Source organism: Paenibacillus sp. USHLN196, from assembly GCF_037144955.1.
GTDB lineage: Bacteria > Bacillota > Bacilli > Paenibacillales > Paenibacillaceae > Paenibacillus > Paenibacillus xylanexedens_C.
The window spans coordinates 191,064-208,557 of sequence record NZ_JBBCYH010000009.1 but is presented as its reverse complement, the minus strand read 5'-3'; the positions used below and the strand labels follow the sequence as shown (position 1 = coordinate 208,557).

The following is a 17,494-nucleotide window of genomic DNA, read 5'->3' as shown; positions in this document are numbered from 1 at the left end:
TTCATGAAGTCTTGATTTCTTGATTCAATGTAAGTCTGCTGAGCAATGGCAGATGTACCACATGCACACAACAACCGGATATCATCCGGTCGTTATCCCATGAGACCAGCATGACCCGATCATCTGGCCTGATGATGCCACGCTCCAGCTTATCTGCCAGTTGTATCCACACATCCCCGCTCTGATAATCGGTATGCGGTACGCAGACGGTCTTGGAAGGCGAAATATGCAAAACAGTACTTCCACTGATGCGTAATCCCAGTCTTGACTGAAGAATGATGTGCTCGGCTGCATAAACATCCATCCATTCCCGAATAACGCCAAGTGCTTCGGATGAAAAAGTCGTAGTTTCATTTGACCTGATGATCCTTTTTCCCGAGTAGTATACCTGCAACGCACCTTGACCCAGACCAGCCTCCAGCGCAACCGCCATGTCACCCAGTTCACCGTAAGGTTCGGATCGCTGACCGTACCCAATCTGCCCATCTTCATGGAGAATTCGCTGCTCCACCATCACAATCGCAGTGCGTTCATTGGGAAGCATACTCCAGAGAGCTGCCTGAATGGCCTCAGTACCCGCGAGTGCACCCATATGGGTAATCCCCAGTGGATGGTCAACTCGCCATGGAGCCGTTTCAAGTATTCGGGCAAGCGGAGCATTCAGCGCATGGCGTTCGGGACAGCTCTGGGCAAGGATCAGCCATTCCCAGTATGGCTTCGTAGACAATCGCTCCAGCACCATAAGCACAAGATCACCGGCTGTCACACGTCGCCCATTGGACATAAGGGAGCGGGTCAACGTCCCCACGTGACCATAGTAGTGATCCTCCATGTATATGTGCGGTGAAACACATACATAATCATCCGGGGTTGGCCAATCCAGCGTATACAGATGATCCTCCGCCGTAAGCCAGCATATATGATCCACATAGGTGGGCACGCCAATATCATCATGAAGTGAATCAGGCATTCTGCATCTTCCCGTTGGCATATGCCTGAAAAACGTTAATCTTTTGAATGGACGTTGTGCCTTCCATGAACTCAAAGGCCCTTGCATCACGATACCATTTGTTCAGCAGAGGATGTTCCATCAAGGAACCTGGCCCCATCATCTCCAGTGCCCATTCCGTCGCTTCCTCGGCAACTGCCGCAGCTCGTATTTTACTAAGGGAAGCCAGATATCCCTTATTTGCATCATGGTCAATCTCGGCCGCAGCGTTACGAATCATGCTGCGCAGCGCGTGCAGACGCATCTCCAGCCGCTCCAGTTCTGTCTTCTCGCGTTCTGTGAAGAACGTTCTGTGCTCCACAACATAATCATACGCAGCCTGTGCAACACCAAGCGCCAATGCTGCGACGCTGGGACGCATCCGGTGGAATGTCCGCAACGCTCCCCACAACCCACGCTTGGTTGGGCTTAAATGACGACCGAGAATATCCTTCTCTTCCAGTGGGTATGCCTCGAATTGCAGATGGCTGAGTTGCAAACCGCGAAGACCCATCGTGTCCAGCGGAGTTGCTGTGAAGCCCGGCACGGAAGGGTCAACGATCGCCACCTGAATACCCAGAGGCGTGCGATTGGTCTGGGCAAATACCAGACCGATACTCGCCCGGTGTCCATTTCCAATATAAAATTTGTGTCCGGTTAACTCCATTCCCTCATCCGGATGACGCGTAATCCGCGTACTAATCTCCGTTGCATCCGAACCCTTCTCAGGCTCAGACAAGGCAAAGACAGCCCAAGCGGCACCTTTCAGGAAGTGACTATAAAAGCGCTCCTTCTGTTCCTCATCCCCCAAGTCAATCATGACGATACTGGACATGGAAGGGCCAGGTCCCCCCAGAAAGACTCCCGCATCTCCTGCGGATAACTGCTCGATTGTAATAACTCTTTCCAGCGAAGAAAGTCCATAATATCGATCCTGACCTATCGTTACGATCGGCTGACCGCCATACTCCGGGGGAATCATCATATGATTGATGGCCTGCAGAGCAGACGTGTGCAAAAACTCGGTGAGCCGGTCTGGCTCCTGGTCAATGATCAGGCCGATCTGACGAAGTTCCGCAGCATACTGTTTCATCTCACGCTCAAACACCGCAATTGTTGAGGGTGTAATCATCAATACTCCTCCTTACCTGGTAACAGTACGTTTTTCACCAGTTGGCCGACATATGTATAGGCAGATACGCCCTGTCTCAAAAAACCAAAACCACCGCCAAGACGTTGGATCTGCCTGAAGGCCTCGTCCAACTCCTGATGTATCCACGTATGAACACGGACGGATGGGATGCCAGGATTCGCGGACAAGTAACGGTCTTCAGGTAACGTTTCCACCATATATAGCGTGGTCAGAATGTCAGCAACCATGCCCTTCACGAGTTGGTGCTGAAACGTGGATTGCCCACCCGATATTCGCACCGATAAATGCTTGCGAACCTGCTCCAGGCCAGCCTTACACAGCTCTGCACGGAACTCAAGCAGGCGTGTTCTCAGTTCATTCGAATTCACACCTTCGCCTGATATGTTAGCCTTCTCGTCCTCATTCGGCTGCACCCGGTATAGCTGTAATCCGGAGGGCTCCAGCATCCGATCCTGTACAGGATCGGCATGTAGTTGGTTCCAACGATACAATCCGGCTGATGCTTCATGCCAAAGTAAAGGATCTTGTTCAATGAGCTGAGCGGTCGCCAATACGTATGGACCTGTTGCCAAAAGTACTGGACGATTGCTCACAAGCCAGGTTTTCGCCTCGAACATTTCCGAAATCGGAGCAACGGGGTTACCTGCTGCCTTTGATCCAACAGGCTTCGCATCTGCGCCCTGGAATTCAATAACGTGCATTGCCATTCCTCCTGTTCATTCTTCTTCGCATCCTCCATGCTCCACCAATGCAAAGCCAAAAAAACTGCCAAGCCCGATACTGACCATGATGGAGCGCCCCTTCATACACACCCAATCCTGCTCCAATCCCGAACTCAGGTTAATAAACGGGTCATTGGAAAAGGTATGTCCGATTCGCTGAATATTATCCAGATATATCCGATCAAGCCCAACTCCCGTACGTCGCGAGAATTCCTTCCAAGTTGTCCAGTTCACATTATGGGGGAAAATATGATTCACATCCTCGAAACTCAGGCCTTGCATTGACAGCAGCTCTTCCATCCCTTGAATGATATGGTCTACATACAATCGATTAAATGCCGAGATCTCATCGGCAGTCGCATGATAGCCCGTGTGGAACCGGGTGTCTCGTAGCACATGCGACGCCTGAACGACATGTTGGCGACTTTCTCTGCTTAATAGAACGGCTACGGCGGAATCCCCCAGAATGGCCGACTTGCGCAGATACCGCCATTCGGGAGGCAAAAAATTGAATTGATCCGCACAGATCAGCAACACATTCCGAATGTGAGGCTGCGTTCGCGAGATTCGTTCAAGCCATTGAAGAGCAGCTATCGACGATGCACAGTTCATTTGGGATATACCATAGAACGGTACATCTTCCAGCCCAAAGCGACAGAGGATACGCTGCCCGAGCCTATAATCACTCGGTGTCTGCACCTGGAAGGAATGGACATAGAGAACAAGGTCGATCTCGGAAAGGGAATGTCTACTCTGAAGCCGTTCCACAGCCTGCGCGATCGTATCGTCAAGCATCTGGTCCGATTCCGTTACAGGCACGCCTTCCAGGCGGTGGTACTTGCGCAGAAACTGAAGTTCGCCTTTCCCTAGCTCCATGGCAGCTAACACCTCTTCCGGCTGCTGAATCTGCTCAGGCAGATAGACGCCGATATCCACAATACCGAAACCCAATGTTCTCCCTCCCTCTTCCATTAGTGTCCATTCATGCTCCATTCACAGGACCGGATCAGCAGGGCATGAATAAACGAATCCGTCTGTTCCAGATGCATAAGACATATGTACTCTCCCCCGTCCTTCTCATTCAGTAACTCCTGTAATGCGAAGAATGGCGCGGCACTCCAGTGTGATGGATCATAACAGCTCTTTGATCCAATTTCGCCGTACCAGGCAGCCTGATTGCACAGCTGCTCCAGATCAGGATGGATGAGCAGATTAATCCGGCTCCGGTGAATGGATGCCCCGACACATAATCGATCCAGCACTATTTCCGCAGTATCCGTTATGGAATCCTCAGCATGTCGCATCTCTACACCAAGCAGCGATGGTCCTACGCCTGTCATCCGATCAAGGTATATGGCTGCTGCGGTGTCCGGCCCAAGTGGCGCTTCCAGCTCCACCGTTTCATAGGGGAGAGCTGTCTGATCCATGATCAGCAGCATGCCTTTTGAGTATCCTTCTCTGCCCAGATAGTGCTGAAGCATGTGCAGAGCAGCAAAAGGAGCACCAAAACCAAGATCATTTACAGCAAAACTGATAAAGCGAGCCTGATAACGATCCATCAAATAATTCACAATCGATATATCCGGGCGGGTATTCGGAAAATTGTAAGCCAGCAGTAGCACATCCACATCCTGCATGACCCGATCAAGTCCCGTTTCTTCCAACAGTTCCACACTCATCTCGTGATAGGCATTGTTGTTACGCCCCTGCAAAAGTTGAACGTCGTACTTGATCGGAGTACCTGCGAGCATATCCTGATGAAAGCGCAGCAGCTCCGGATGATCAAACGGAGGCTTTTTCTCCGAGAACAGTCTGACTCCCATCTCCCGAATGGCAATGGGCGAAGCCATCAAGCCGCGATGAGCTGCTTCTCAATATAAGCAGCCAGGGAGCCTACCGTATCGAACACATCGGGCTCCAGATCATCCGGGTCAATCTCCAGACCTTCAATCTGGTCCTCCAGCGTCATCAACAGTTCCAGAACCGAGGTCGAATCCAGATAAAGTTCGTCAAATAAAGACGTGCTCAATTGGATATCCTGCCTGGCTTCGGTATTCAATACTTCAGCAAGGGCAATCTTGATCTCTTCAAGCAATACTGCAGTCGTCATGATCATCATCTCTCCTCATTAATTGGTTATTGCCGTGTGGGATACTTGAATCAGGCGTTGCTTGGACAATAAATCCTGCGGAGTATCCCGCTCACGGATCAAGTGGGCCTCCCCGCCAACAATCAGCACTTCCGCCGGACTTCCGTGACTCAAAAAATGGGTGGGAGAAGCCGTTGGTCCGTAGGCTCCCGAATGAAAAACACCGATCAGATCCCCTCGTTCAACAGGAGGAAGCAGTACACGCTTACCAATAACATCGTTGGGCGTACACAAGGGACCTGTAATGTTATATTCGGCCACGGGGGAATCACCATAACGCGTCAGCGAGGCGATCGGAAAGTTGCGCTTCACGTAGGAGCCTGTGCCTACCGCCGCCATATGGCAGTTTGTTCCACCATCTGTTACGACGAAGTGTTCTCCATACGATTGCTTCACGTACAGGGCACGACTAACCAGCATACCGCAGGTGCCTACCAGATATCGCCCAAGCTCCATAAACAGCCGGGTATTCACATGACTGGACCGAAACGATTCGAACATTGGATTCAACTGTTCTGTGAGTGTGGCTATCGATAAGAATTGCTCGCCTTCATGATAGGGCACGCCCAATCCCCCGCCTACATCAACCATACGCAGCGTGATATCCAGCTCATTCTCGATTCGATCCGCCAGTTCCAGTATATGACGGGTATTCTGCACGATCGGCTCTACTTCCAACATGCGGGTTCCCATGTACACGTGAAGTCCCATGATCTCCAAGTGGGAGAAGCTTTCGAACTGCTCTTTCCCCTGGAGCACACTTTGTTCATCCATACCAAACTGCCGCGGTTTGCCACCCATAGTCAGCCTGGAACCTTTGACAGAAAAGGAAGGATTCACTCGCAGCGCCACTGGCACGATCCGCCCCTCACTTGCAGCAATGATCTCAATGCGCTCCAATTCCTGAAATGACTCACACACAATTGCATATATACCCAGACGTATGCATGCAGTAATCTCGTCATCACTTTTACCTGGCCCCAGGAAAATAATACTCTCTGGTGCTACTCCGGCCTGTACAGCCGTATGCAACTCTGTCAGAGAACACACCTCTGCCTGTGCTCCCATCTCGCGCAGCATGTGTACGATTGAAATATTTGGATTGGCCTTCAATGAATAGAACAGCTCCACATGAGACGTAAGCGATTCCCGAAGCTCTGTATACACTTGTCGCAACACATCCCCGTCATATACATACAGCGGGGTTCCGAACTTCTCGGCGATGTCCGAGACAGGCAACTGCTGAATCTGATATTCCGTAGACACTCACATCACCTCGTTAATGGAAGATAGGACGGCTTCTATCGCTTCGTCGATCACTCCCAGCCGTTCAGGAGAGGACGCAATAATCACGCCATACAGACGTCCGGAGAACAAGGTCCCCTCACTTCTGAATGCCGCATTAACTGTGGCAAAATTATTGATCAATAATCCCTCGCCGCGTTTCGGTTCAAACATCAACTCACCCAGACATGAACGAAGTACCCCGTATTCCAGCAGGTGGTTAAGCCGAAGTGTATATTTTTTGGCCAATCCACATTGATCTTCAGCCAGCCATTGATGCTGGATGTTGGTCTGGTAGGTAGACATATTAAACCTGGCATTGATCTCCAGATTGGGCCAGATTGTACCCGCCTCGTCCAGAATGGCGTCCATGCCGGCAATGCCATAATATCCATCTTGATACAGGGCGGCTCCAATTCGCATGGCAGCTTCACGAATGACCGCGAGTTGAACATCGTTGAGCCGGGAAGGCATGAGATGTCCCTGATGCACACCTTGCTCTACCAACGATTCCTTCACGCCCAGAAACTCGACTCCACCGGATCGATCAATGAGAATCTGATAATTCAGGTCACAGATTTTATCAATCCATTGCTCAAGCACGTAGTTAATGAGTCGAATTCCCTTTTTGCTTGCCTGTTTCTCCAGCATGCTCATGCATTTGTGGAACCTGGCTTCATCGGCAATGACGGTGATGCCTTTGCCCGATACACCCATGGAATCCTTCAGTACAAGGCGTCCACCCTGTTCTAGCACAGACTTCAACTGGTTGAAACCGGATGCAAGTTCGTCCAAAGACGTGCATTCAACACCGGGAATCTGGCGAATGCCCAGTTTCGCGTTCAGACGGCGGGAATACCCTTTGTCATTCACCTTACGGAAGATATCTGAAGAAGGCACAGCCAGCGGAATACCGGTAAGGCGTGATAATTCCTCTTCCTGGTCCGAGGTACCGAAGGGAACCAGATAAGCAGGGGAATCGCTAACCTGTGAAAGCTCCCGCAGCTTGTCCATCGTTCTTGGACACTGCAGAAGATTAGCGGTAATATTCAATGCCGGATCATTGTGCTCTGCAGTTATGCATTGGGAGCGACCGAATCCGAGAGCCTGTGCATCTGTCATGAATTCCTGATTCGGAAGATCCTTGAGCAGGATAATATCATTCTCTCCGGCGAGGAAAACACCGAGTTCCTCCATACGATTAACAACGTTCGCAGCCGAGCCTATGCTTAATGAAGGCAGTTTGAGAATGCCCGATTCACTCCAGTACTCCTCCACTTCAAAATTATTCAGATAGACAAAAGTAACATCATGCTGGCCCGTTAACGCCCACTTGAGCTTGCTCGAAAAATCGGTCAACACGGTAGTCATGACTAGCTCCTCCTATTCCTGCATATTGCATCACGGCTACGCTGAATGTAACCCCAAGTCCGACCGTAACCAGCAGATAATAATCATCTGGTTGCAACAGCTTCTGCTCCAAAATGGCTTGGAGATTAATATACGGGTCCGAGCAGAAGCAATGTCCGATCTCCTGCACGTTGGACGTATATATGCGTTCAAGGGGAAAGGATAAACGAGTAGCCACCTTCTTCCACGAGGATAGATTCACATTGTGTGGAACGATATAACGAATATCCTGTAATGTCAGACCCGCCTGCTCTACGGCGGCAAGAATAGCTTCACATAACCGGGGGGTGTAGATCTCTTGAAACTCTCTGAGGATCTGCGGGGTTCCCGTTAGTACATTACAGAATTGGCCCAGTGTAACACTCGTAAGTCCAACGACACGACTTCCACTCCCCTTGTTGCCAACCAGTACTGCAGCCGATGCCTCTCCCATCACCGTGGTATTGGGGATCAATTGCACAACGGGACTAAATGTTTTTTCACCTGTCAAAATTAAAATATGATCATCCGCTTCCAATGAAGGCAGCAATGTCTCGGCAACATTCAGGGCGATCAAGCCCGATGCACAGTTCTGCTGCGTAAGCGAAAACGCGATGGCATGCTGCAACCCGTAAGTCTGTTTCAGGACTTGCAGAACTTTCATAGGAAAGGGGAAATTTTCCTGAATTGTGTGGCAATAAATGATATACTTAATCGAGTTGGGAGCTACTTCAGGGTTACTTACAACCTGGGTTAATACGCGTCCAAGCAACGAAGCCAAATCTCCATCCCTGTCTTGCCGAACCTGTTTCAAACCGTGAATTTTCTCCAGTACCTTAGTCTGGGCTTTATTGAGCCCCAGAACCTCATTCAGTTCCCTGATCGGCACAATGTGCTCCGGAATGTAAGACCATATTTGCTTGATATGCATCGGCTTCAGACACCTCGTTATCACTAACGTACGAATCTCACTGAAATATAGGGAGATAAAGAGCTTCCGCAGAAGCTCTCATCTATGAATCTAGCGTAATACGATAAGTAAGTAGGAAAAATCAGGCACGAGCTGCTGCTGCACGAGCTTCGACAGCACGAGCCGCTACGGCACGAGCTGCTACAGCACGAGCTTCAACTGCGCGAGCTTCAACCGCGCGTGCACTGACTTCTCGTGCTTCGCCCAGTCCACTCACTTCCAATTGTGCTGCTTCAATTTCTTTGCGTTTCAGTTGCTCCAGTGTAATGGGAGTCGCTTTAATGACCATTCATATCTCCTCCTCTCATCTTAGATACTCTGATTCTATAATCTTCCAAATTGGATTTAAACTGTAAATGGAGGTAAATGCACCTCTCACTCGCCTTACCCCTGTTTATGCACATTCGATGGAACCAACATACCAAGCACATCTCCAATCCAAATCAAACTATATTAAGGGACGGTGAACGATCATGCTCGGACCCAAAATCCGGCAAATCCGGGAGCAGCTTGGTCTGTCTCAGAAGCAACTGGCAGGTGAGGATATGACGCGTTCTTACATTAGCCTCATCGAAAAAGGCAGGGCCGTTCCTTCACAGCGTATGTTGAGAATTATTGCCCGCAGGCTCAATACACCTATGGAGTTTTTTTTGGGAAACAGTGCATCGACAGATACGGATATTAGCGAGGCTGTGTTGGACAAGGCCAAAGCCTATTATGCTGAACAGAATGATTCTGCTTGCATCCGTATTGCTCATAAAGTACTAACGCTGACAGAGGATACACTCAGTCAGTCTGAGGCGTACCTCCTCATTGTGCAAAGTCATAATCGACTCGGGGAGTACCGCCAAGCTCTGGATGAAGGGGAAGCTGCAGCATTTACAATCATTCGCTCGGGGGACAGGGCGCGGATCGTTGAATATTATCTAGAGATGGGGAGAGCGGCTTTTCATGCGGAGCTGTTTCATGCTGCCCGGAAATATTATGAACAGGCGTATACTTACAGCAGCCGACTCAAACATTTACAGGAAGAACACATCCATTCGCTCACCTTTCTTGGCACGACCCATTTACGGCTAGGTAATGTAAATGAGGGGCTGAATTACTATCTCAAAGCGGAGAAGGAAGCCCAGATGTTGGGACAACCCGAACTGTATGGCGAGATTACGCTCGGTTTAGGCAAAGCGTACTATATGTCTGAACAGGACGGACATATGCTGTTAAGTTATGACTGGACCAAGAGATCTGTACAGGCATATAAACAGGCGCGCAGTGAATCCTACGTTCTGGCGCTTCACAACCTCGCTGTGATCCAGCTTCATATGGGGCAAAAAAAAGAAGCCATCCCCTTGTTGAATGAATGCGCCGTGATTTACGACAAACGCAATCTTCCCCACAAGAAGGCTTCCATATTGGAGGAAATCAGTAAAGTATATTTGGAGCAGCGCGAGCCAGAACAAGCAGAGGCCATCATTAAAGAAGCCCTTCAACTGCTGGATCAGCAAGATGAAGGGATGCTCCGTGCCAAACTATATCGCTTGCTTGGTATTGTATTTCATGAGAAAAACAACAGCAATGAAGGCTATTATTTTCTAAGAATGAGTCACGATCTGCTGAAACGCATCTATGCAAGTCGCGAGGCTGACATCAGCCATCAACTCCTTTTGCTAAGCCAACAGGAGCGTAAAATGAACTATGACGATTATAAGTCATTTATCAAATAAAGCGGATATCTTCTTCAGCTAACAACTAGGGACACAGGATCGTCTTCAGCCCTTCATCGAACAGGCACAGGATCATTCAGATCTAGCAGAGTTTCCGTTGATATGCCATATTTGTGTGCCTGCTGGCCAAAAGCTTGAGCCGATCCTGATTGTGCCCCTGAAACGTGAAGCTGTTCTGCAACAAAGGGTAGAAGCATGATGGTAACCATGCAGAGTTCACTTGCGGCTGTAACCAATTTGCTTCTTTTACTCTCCATGCTCATCTCTCCTCATGTTTATGAATGGATAGCAGACCACTACATCGATTCCCATGAACCTAAGACGTATTGTACGAATAATGGCTATGATTTAAAATACGTTAATTCCCATTTACCTCCATTTGCACATTCATCTCAAGGATAAAAGGTCATATGAGCCTTATCCTCACGATAATAATCCAGCCTTTGCTTCATCGTACCTGTATGCAGTTCGAACAGATGACCATCCGGATCAGTGAAATATACAGATGCTGCATCCCGCGGATCTCTTGGCCTTCCGGGAAGAATGTCCGCTCCGGCTGCTCGCAGATGTTGCACCGACTCTTCGAACTCCTCTTCTTTGACTGTAAATGCAATATGGGTATAGGTTCGTTCCGTATAATTGCGAATAACATCCTCCTGATTCAGGGCGATCCACAGACCGGCAAGCTCAAAATAAGCCAGTTTGCGTCCTTTCACCTGAATTCGGGCACCGAGAGCCTGCTCATAAAAGGTAATGGCCCGCTCCAGATTGGATACGGAAAAGCACAAATGATTAATTCCCTGAATATTCATGTGGCTCCTGACACCTCCATCGATTTAAGGATCTATCCTTATTATGGTATATTCTGTGCAATAAAAACAACCGCTCTGCTGCTTCCTCCCGCACCTTCTTTTGGGCGAATGCATAGTTTATCCGTATCAATGAACGTTCGAGGAGGATGTAAAGCGCATGAATCCTGTTTATCCTTTTTATGGTGAGAAAACGGTGTGTAAGGAGCAAAAGCTGGCATTCCCACCCCAGCATCAGGACCAGCAACCTGGTCTGGAAACCCTGATGGTGCCTGAACCAATCAGTGAAGACCCTGCCTATATCGGTAGCTGCAAACTTGAAGGAAAGGTTGCCATTATTACGGGTGGTGACAGTGGAATCGGCCGGGCGGCTGCTATCGCTTTTGCAAAAGAAGGGGCAGATATCGTCATTGCTTATCTATATGAACGGACAGATGCCGAAAGGACTCGCCAGCGGATCGAAGAATTGGGGCAGCGCTGTCTGTTAATTGAAATTGATCTCCGCTTAAAGAAAAACTGTGAGGCTGTCATTCGCACGACCATGGAAACCTACGGGAAGATCGATATTCTGGTCAACAACCATGGCGTACAGTATGTGCAGCCAAGCATCGTTGATATTACAGAAGAACAGCTGTATCACACCTTTCAGACGAATGTATTCGCCTACTTCTTTTTGATCCAGGCCGCTCTCCCGCATCTGTGCAAAGGTGCCTCCATCATCAATACAGCTTCCGTTACAGCATACAAAGGCAACACCCAATTAATCGACTACTCTTCCACCAAAGGAGCTGTCGTGTCGCTGACTCGTGTACTCGCCCAGTCGCTCGCTGCACAGGGGATTCGCGTGAACTCTGTCGCCCCGGGACCGATCTGGACCCCGCTCATCCCTGCCAGTTTCTCTGCTGAAGACGTGCAGGTATTTGGAACAGATACGCCCATGGGTCGGGCTGGTCAGCCTTACGAACTGGCGGCAGCCTACGTCTATCTCGCTTCCCGCGATTCATCCTACGTCACAGGTGAATGCATTCATGTGAACGGCGGCGATATGGTAACGACGTAGAGTGATATCGTTAACTGATGTTACTCCGCTTGGTAAAAACATATCTGAACGATGTGCTGCTGATGTCAGGTTGGATTTGGCAGGTGTGACAGGATATCGGTTGTCCGGTTGCGAAGAAGGTTAGGAGTATGATCCGGTTATACCGGAGCCTGACATCTTGCGACAAGGAGCTGAACAACCTGATGAACTTCGATCCACTCTACCAACCGTACCCCTCTTACCGCGTGCCCGTGTACGCCAAACAAGGCATGGTCGCCACGTCACAGCCACTGGCTGCACAAGCAGGTCTGGATGTATTGAAAAAAGGCGGCAATGCCATTGATGCCGCCATTGCAACTGCGGCAGCGCTGACGGTGCTGGAGCCCACGTCCAATGGCATTGGTGGCGATGCTTTTGCCCTCGTCTGGACCGAGGGCAAACTGCATGGCCTGAATGCCAGCGGCCCTGCGCCTCAGGGCATATCCATTGAGGCGCTTCAAGCGGCAGGCCATACGGAGATGCCGAAGCTGGGAGTTGTTCCGGTGACGGTGCCTGGCGCACCGGCGGGTTGGGCTGAGCTGAGCCGCCGTTTCGGGCGGCTCACGCTGGCGGAAGCGCTGGAACCGGCCATCCGCTATGCGGAGGAAGGTTACCCGCTTGCGCCAGGGCTGGCCCGCCACTGGGCAAGGGCAGCCGATATCTATGCACGCCAGGGGGATGCGGAAGCAGGGCGTGCGTGGTTTGAGACATTTGCTCCAGGCGGGCGTGTTCCCGCAGCTGGAGAGATGTGGCGCTCGCCGGATCATGCGGCGACTTTGCGCCAGATTGGCGAGAGCGAAGCGCGAGACTTTTACGAAGGAGAACTGGCCGAACGCATTCATTCCTTTATGGCAGAGCACGGTGGTTATCTGACTCGCGAAGATCTGAAAGCTTTTCAGCCGGAGTGGGTTGATCCCATCTCCGTCTCCTATCGTGGATACGATGTATGGGAGATTCCACCGAATGGACAAGGATTGATTGCTCTGGCGGCACTTAATCTGCTGAAAGGTTACGCATTCGACGAGAAAGAATCCGTTCTGGCCTATCATCAGCAGCTTGAAGCCATGAAGCTGGCATTTGCCGATGGGGAGAAATATATTACTGAAGAGCGCAAAATGGGCGTGAGCGTGGAGGAACTGCTGTCCGAGGCCTACGCGGAAGAACGGCGCAAGCTCATTGGTGATACTGCACGTACACCTGAGGCAGGCGATCCACGCGCAAGTGGAACGGTCTATCTGGCTACAGCGGACGGTGAAGGCAACATGGTTTCCTTAATTCAGAGCAACTATATGGGCTTCGGGGCCGGACTGGTTGTTCCGGGGACAGGCATTGCATTGCAGAATCGCGGGCACAATTTCTCACTGGACCCAAGTCATGCAAACGCCCTGGAACCGGGTAAACGAACGTATCACACCATTATTCCTGGGTTCCTCACCCGCGGCAGCGAAGCGGTTGGGCCATTCGGTGTCATGGGCGGTTTCATGCAACCGCAAGGTCATGTACAGGTGGTTATGAATACGATCGATTATCATCTGAACCCACAGGCTGCACTGGATTCTCCACGCTGGCAGTGGACAAAGGGCAAGACGATACTCGTGGAGCCGGGTTTCCCGCAGCACATTGCACAGGCACTCGCCCGCAAAGGACATGATATTCAAGTGGCGCTCGATCCATCCCAGTTTGGACGTGGTCAGATCATCTGGCGCAACCCGGACAATGGCGTATTATGCGGGGGTACGGAGACCCGCTCCGATGGATCGATTGCCGCTTGGTAAAACTCTCGTAATTTCTACCATAAGGACGGGTAAGATTATCCTGCTATGCTTCACATATCTGCTATTCAAATTCAAAGACACAACAGAGATGATTCATCTCTATTGTGTCTTTTTTTGAGTTTCGACATCAGCAAACAACAGACTGAGGTCATATAGGCACCCTTTTAACCAGATAAATGTAAAACCCATGTATAATTCATGAAACATACTACGATTTTCGTAAATTTTCAGTGAATACCATAAATCACAGTACCCTTCTGTCCGATAAAGATAAAGGGGAATCTCACCATACGTGTCATCCATATATGCATATTTCTCCACATCTGAAGAACACCTGGAATCAGCAAAAAGCGACTACAGAAATGAGGGTACCACACATGAAAACAAACAAGAGCAACCGCGCAGGCCTCACCCTAATGATGATCCTGACGGTGCTGATGCTGGGAGCTTGTTCAGCCAATAATACAACAACGACAACAGATACCAGAACGAAAGTCGGTATTGTTCTTACGGAGGTTGGCCTGGGCGATCGCTCCTTTAATGATGCTGCTTTTGATGGGCTGGTTCAGGCCAGAGACGAGAAAAGTATTGTCTTTGACTATCGCGAACCGGGCGAGAATGGATCTGCTGAAGCTGCATTTGAGGAATTTGCGGTGGCCAAATTCGACCTGATTATCGGCCTGAGTGATACGGTCCAAGCGGATATGGAGAAGGTTGCAGCCAAATATCCTGACCAGCAGTTCCTCATGATTGACAGTAAGTCCGAGTTATCCAATATTGCTTCCATCTCATTCCGGGCGGAAGAAGGAAGTTATCTGGCAGGCGTTATTGCCGCTATGGCTTCAACAGAAGATCGTGTCGGTTTCTTGGGCGGCATGGAGATACCCGTTCTTCGCAATTTCGAGCAGGGTTTTGAGCAAGGTGTCCTCGCTGTCAAGCCGAATGCAACAGTGGATGTCGTCTACGCAGGGGACTTCGGCAATGCCGATCTGGGTGAACAGCTCGCTGCACAGATGATTCAGGAAAAGGGCGCTGACGTGATCTACGTAGCTGCCGGTCTCACAGGCGTGGGTGCACTGACGGAGATTCAGAAATTAGGGAAATACGCCATTGGCGTAGATACGGATCAGTTCTTTTTAGCGGAAAAAGCCATTCTAACATCCATGCTGAAAAATGTGGATGTATCCATCTATAATGCCGTTAACTCGTTTATTCAAAACAATCACACCTTCCCTCAAAAGGAAATCGTGGAGGGGCTGGCAGAGAACGCCGTAGGTCTGACTGCTCTACATAATATTACGCTTAGTGATGAACAACAGAAAACCTTCGATGATCTGAAAAAGCAGATCTCTTCCGGTCAAATCACAATTACGCTTGATCAATAACCCATCGGATTCGAGGAGGTACGCATATGAAACTACAGGGAAAACTGATACTTAATGCTCTGATCTCGCTACTTCTATGCCTTGCGCTGGTAGCCTATATCATCATGGAATTGCTCGGTATGAATGCCAAAAATCAAAATCTGGTCCCTGCCATGCTTAAGGTTAGTGAACTGAATGCCAATCAGATTCAAACCCAGCAGGCACTGGATGTTTATTCGTTCTCCATGACAGCAGGAAATCAGGATGCCGTACTCCGCTTGCTGGATGAAGGACAATCGATGATCCAGGAGCTTACAGGCGGATTACTGGAAACGGATCAGCAGTTGCAGCTTATTCAGTCCATCCAGACAAAATTACAAGCTCTGAACCAGGGAGCCACCGAAGCGATGACCGAAATGAACAGTGCAGAAGCCAAGCGTTACAGCACACGGGTTCGGGGCATACAGAACGATATTTATTCGTTGGATGAAATAACGCGAGATCGATATGATCAATATACCGTCGATTTGGAGCGTGACATCCAGCAAACGTGGCAAGTCGCTCTCGGCGGAGCCATCGTACTGCTCGTCGCCGTGATGTTGTTCAATATGTATACTTCACGCCAGATCGCCCGGCGTATTCGTACACTCAAAGACGCGGCGGGACAGATTGCGGATGGTGACCTTACCCTGCAATTACCGGAAGCTCGGGGCAAAGATGAACTCGATGACCTGAGCCATTCATTCCGTATCATGACTCATAATATCCGCAGCATTATTCAATCGATCGGTGCAGCAGGTCATCGTGTCGATCTGATGGCGCAAGACATTGACCGTGGGAATGATACGTCTCAAGCGATTGTGCAGCAAGTATCCCGTACAACCGAGGAACTGGCGGTTGGCAGTCAGAAGATTGCCGAGGACCTGAGTGAAACGGTCATCGTTGTGGACCAGATGCAATCTACCTTCAATAGTAATCTGAAGGCTACATCCCAATCCGTGATCGATGGCCGTGAAGTATTAACTACCGTTGAAGAAGGTAATAAGGCCGTTGCGGAACAACTCCGCCTGGCTGAAGTGAATCGTCTGGCGATGTCCGAGGTGGAGCAGACGGTCCGGGAACTGGAAGACAGCGCGGTTCGAATCACCACGATGACTGCATATGTATCGGAGATTGCCAAGCAAACGACCATGCTCTCGTTAAATGCATCCATTGAGGCTGCTCGTGCCGGAGAAGCCGGGCGCGGCTTCGCTGTCGTAGCTGGAGAGGTGAACAAGCTCGCCGAACAGTCTGCGCAATCGGTCAAGCATATCTATGCGGCAGTTGGCGAGATTACAACCTCCATGGACAAGGTGAAGAACTCTGTAGCGCAGAGCATGCAGCTATTCAGCGAACAGGAACAAGCTACAGGCCAGACCCGGGAATCCTTCTCCGCCATTCGTGATAGTGTGGAGCGCATTAGCACCGGCATCCACCAGCTTGCGGAGGACATGCAGCATTCGAACGAACTCAGCACACAGGTGCAGCAGGCCATCGAAAATATCAGTGCCATCACTGAGCAGTCGGCCGCCAGCAGTGAAGAGATTACGGCCTCCACGGCCGAACAACAACGTTCCTTCGCCGATGCGAGTGTTAAGGTCAAGTCACTGCGTGATATCAGTGCAGAGATGCATCAGGAACTGCTTCGATTCCGGCTGTAAGCAGGATGCCGGAAAAATTCGGACCGGACGTAGTTGGGATGCAATTTAAATGCAGGTTAGATACAGGTTATAGGTGAGCCAAGATCAGGCAGCATGAACATACAACAAATAAAGGGGAGCCTCCGTCATGAATCATGACAGGGCTCCCCTATTCAGTAACAAATCATTGTTTCATCTAACCATTGTTCCTAAGACACGCGCAAGTCGGTAACCAGACACGAAAGTTGATAACAAGGCATCAGCGTTTCAGATCCAAACGTTTAACGAACTGAGCAAGCCTTATTGGGCCACTAATTGCAGATTATAAAAACTAACAAATCTCAGGCACTCTATTCCCTAATTCAGCCCGGTTTTTCAGGTATATTCTCTGAAATACACAGAAATAACGT

At 49.9% G+C, this 17,494-nt stretch carries 17 protein-coding genes; 5 read left to right on the top strand and 12 right to left on the bottom strand.

Going from position 1 to position 17,494, the window contains the following annotated elements:
- Window position 1: 1 nt before the first annotated feature.
- The 10 genes from WFI24_RS21855 to WFI24_RS21810 form a co-directional block, all read right to left on the bottom strand.
- On the bottom strand, window positions 2-970 hold the full coding sequence (locus WFI24_RS21855) for a hypothetical protein (RefSeq protein WP_336764194.1): 969 nt from the start codon (window positions 968-970) through the stop codon (window positions 2-4).
- Complete coding sequence (locus WFI24_RS21850; RefSeq protein WP_336764192.1) at window positions 963-2,120, bottom strand: acyl-CoA dehydrogenase family protein; 1,158 nt, start codon at window positions 2,118-2,120, stop codon at window positions 963-965. The genes WFI24_RS21855 and WFI24_RS21850 overlap by 8 nt, the downstream gene beginning before the upstream one ends.
- Window positions 2,120-2,842, bottom strand: a complete 723-nt coding sequence (locus tag WFI24_RS21845; RefSeq protein WP_336764190.1) for a hypothetical protein — start codon at window positions 2,840-2,842, stop codon at window positions 2,120-2,122. Before WFI24_RS21845 ends, WFI24_RS21850 begins: the two co-directional genes overlap by 1 nt.
- Before the next feature lie 15 nt (window positions 2,843-2,857).
- A complete protein-coding gene (locus WFI24_RS21840; RefSeq protein WP_336764188.1) occupies window positions 2,858-3,814 on the bottom strand; it encodes a 3-oxoacyl-[acyl-carrier-protein] synthase III C-terminal domain-containing protein in 957 nt (318 codons plus the stop codon).
- Between the two features lie 20 nt (window positions 3,815-3,834).
- The gene (locus WFI24_RS21835) at window positions 3,835-4,716 is read right to left on the bottom strand and encodes a hypothetical protein (protein ID WP_336764186.1); all 882 of its coding nucleotides are present in this window, start codon (window positions 4,714-4,716) and stop codon (window positions 3,835-3,837) included.
- A complete protein-coding gene (locus WFI24_RS21830) occupies window positions 4,713-4,973 on the bottom strand; it encodes an acyl carrier protein (protein ID WP_336764184.1) in 261 nt (86 codons plus the stop codon). Before WFI24_RS21830 ends, WFI24_RS21835 begins: the two co-directional genes overlap by 4 nt.
- A gap of 18 nt (window positions 4,974-4,991) precedes the next feature.
- Entirely contained in the window at window positions 4,992-6,278 is a 1,287-nt protein-coding gene (lysA, locus tag WFI24_RS21825) for a diaminopimelate decarboxylase (protein WP_336764182.1), read from the bottom strand.
- The gene (locus WFI24_RS21820) at window positions 6,279-7,667 is read right to left on the bottom strand and encodes an ATP-binding protein (protein ID WP_336764180.1); all 1,389 of its coding nucleotides are present in this window, start codon (window positions 7,665-7,667) and stop codon (window positions 6,279-6,281) included.
- Window positions 7,606-8,616, bottom strand: coding sequence for a 3-oxoacyl-[acyl-carrier-protein] synthase III C-terminal domain-containing protein (locus WFI24_RS21815; protein ID WP_336764178.1), 1,011 nt, complete (start codon window positions 8,614-8,616; stop codon window positions 7,606-7,608). Before WFI24_RS21815 ends, WFI24_RS21820 begins: the two co-directional genes overlap by 62 nt.
- Before the next feature lie 121 nt (window positions 8,617-8,737).
- The gene (locus WFI24_RS21810; protein ID WP_336764176.1) at window positions 8,738-8,944 is read right to left on the bottom strand and encodes a hypothetical protein; all 207 of its coding nucleotides are present in this window, start codon (window positions 8,942-8,944) and stop codon (window positions 8,738-8,740) included.
- A gap of 184 nt (window positions 8,945-9,128) precedes the next feature.
- Between WFI24_RS21810 and WFI24_RS21805 the strand changes: the two genes are divergently transcribed.
- A complete protein-coding gene (locus WFI24_RS21805) occupies window positions 9,129-10,379 on the top strand; it encodes a helix-turn-helix domain-containing protein (RefSeq protein WP_336764174.1) in 1,251 nt (416 codons plus the stop codon).
- 53 nt (window positions 10,380-10,432) lie between these two features.
- Here the strand turns inward: WFI24_RS21805 and WFI24_RS21800 are convergent, their stop codons facing one another.
- Together WFI24_RS21800 and fosB are read right to left on the bottom strand one after the other, a co-directional pair.
- Window positions 10,433-10,636 carry a hypothetical protein gene (locus tag WFI24_RS21800; RefSeq protein WP_336764172.1) on the bottom strand — a complete coding sequence of 68 codons (204 nt, stop codon included), beginning with the start codon at window positions 10,634-10,636 and terminating at the stop codon, window positions 10,433-10,435.
- Between the two features lie 135 nt (window positions 10,637-10,771).
- The gene (gene fosB, locus WFI24_RS21795; RefSeq protein ID WP_145325609.1) at window positions 10,772-11,191 is read right to left on the bottom strand and encodes a metallothiol transferase FosB; all 420 of its coding nucleotides are present in this window, start codon (window positions 11,189-11,191) and stop codon (window positions 10,772-10,774) included.
- A 157-nt stretch (window positions 11,192-11,348) separates the two neighbouring features.
- Between fosB and WFI24_RS21790 the strand changes: the two genes are divergently transcribed.
- The 4 genes from WFI24_RS21790 to WFI24_RS21775 all read left to right on the top strand — a co-directional run bounded on the left by WFI24_RS21790 (window position 11,349) and on the right by WFI24_RS21775 (window position 17,105).
- The gene (locus WFI24_RS21790) at window positions 11,349-12,248 is read left to right on the top strand and encodes a glucose 1-dehydrogenase (protein WP_336764169.1); all 900 of its coding nucleotides are present in this window, start codon (window positions 11,349-11,351) and stop codon (window positions 12,246-12,248) included.
- 182 nt (window positions 12,249-12,430) lie between these two features.
- The gene (locus WFI24_RS21785; RefSeq protein ID WP_336764283.1) at window positions 12,431-14,041 is read left to right on the top strand and encodes a gamma-glutamyltransferase family protein; all 1,611 of its coding nucleotides are present in this window, start codon (window positions 12,431-12,433) and stop codon (window positions 14,039-14,041) included.
- 377 nt (window positions 14,042-14,418) lie between these two features.
- Window positions 14,419-15,426, top strand: a complete 1,008-nt coding sequence (locus WFI24_RS21780; RefSeq protein ID WP_336764167.1) for a BMP family lipoprotein — start codon at window positions 14,419-14,421, stop codon at window positions 15,424-15,426.
- Window positions 15,427-15,452: 26 nt separating this feature from the next.
- Complete coding sequence (locus WFI24_RS21775; RefSeq protein ID WP_336764164.1) at window positions 15,453-17,105, top strand: methyl-accepting chemotaxis protein; 1,653 nt, start codon at window positions 15,453-15,455, stop codon at window positions 17,103-17,105.
- Window positions 17,106-17,494 lie beyond the last annotated feature (389 nt).

Excerpts from the sequence above, each read along its gene's own strand:
- WFI24_RS21785 (WP_336764283.1), top strand. The coding sequence starts at position 12,431 with ATGAACTTCGATCCACTCTACCAACCGTACCCCTCTTACCGCGTGCCC.
- WFI24_RS21800 (WP_336764172.1), bottom strand. The coding sequence starts at position 10,636 with ATGGAGAGTAAAAGAAGCAAATTGGTTACAGCCGCAAGTGAACTCTGC.
- fosB (WP_145325609.1), bottom strand. The coding sequence starts at position 11,191 with ATGAATATTCAGGGAATTAATCATTTGTGCTTTTCCGTATCCAATCTG.
- WFI24_RS21855 (WP_336764194.1), bottom strand. The coding sequence starts at position 970 with ATGCCTGATTCACTTCATGATGATATTGGCGTGCCCACCTATGTGGAT.
- WFI24_RS21850 (WP_336764192.1), bottom strand. The coding sequence starts at position 2,120 with ATGATTACACCCTCAACAATTGCGGTGTTTGAGCGTGAGATGAAACAG.
- WFI24_RS21830 (WP_336764184.1), bottom strand. The coding sequence starts at position 4,973 with ATGACGACTGCAGTATTGCTTGAAGAGATCAAGATTGCCCTTGCTGAA.
- WFI24_RS21820 (WP_336764180.1), bottom strand. The coding sequence starts at position 7,667 with ATGACTACCGTGTTGACCGATTTTTCGAGCAAGCTCAAGTGGGCGTTA.
- WFI24_RS21815 (WP_336764178.1), bottom strand. The coding sequence starts at position 8,616 with ATGCATATCAAGCAAATATGGTCTTACATTCCGGAGCACATTGTGCCG.
- WFI24_RS21845 (WP_336764190.1), bottom strand. The coding sequence starts at position 2,842 with ATGCACGTTATTGAATTCCAGGGCGCAGATGCGAAGCCTGTTGGATCA.
- WFI24_RS21805 (WP_336764174.1), top strand. The coding sequence starts at position 9,129 with ATGCTCGGACCCAAAATCCGGCAAATCCGGGAGCAGCTTGGTCTGTCT.
- WFI24_RS21790 (WP_336764169.1), top strand. The coding sequence starts at position 11,349 with ATGAATCCTGTTTATCCTTTTTATGGTGAGAAAACGGTGTGTAAGGAG.
- WFI24_RS21810 (WP_336764176.1), bottom strand. The coding sequence starts at position 8,944 with ATGGTCATTAAAGCGACTCCCATTACACTGGAGCAACTGAAACGCAAA.
- WFI24_RS21780 (WP_336764167.1), top strand. The coding sequence starts at position 14,419 with ATGAAAACAAACAAGAGCAACCGCGCAGGCCTCACCCTAATGATGATC.
- WFI24_RS21775 (WP_336764164.1), top strand. The coding sequence starts at position 15,453 with ATGAAACTACAGGGAAAACTGATACTTAATGCTCTGATCTCGCTACTT.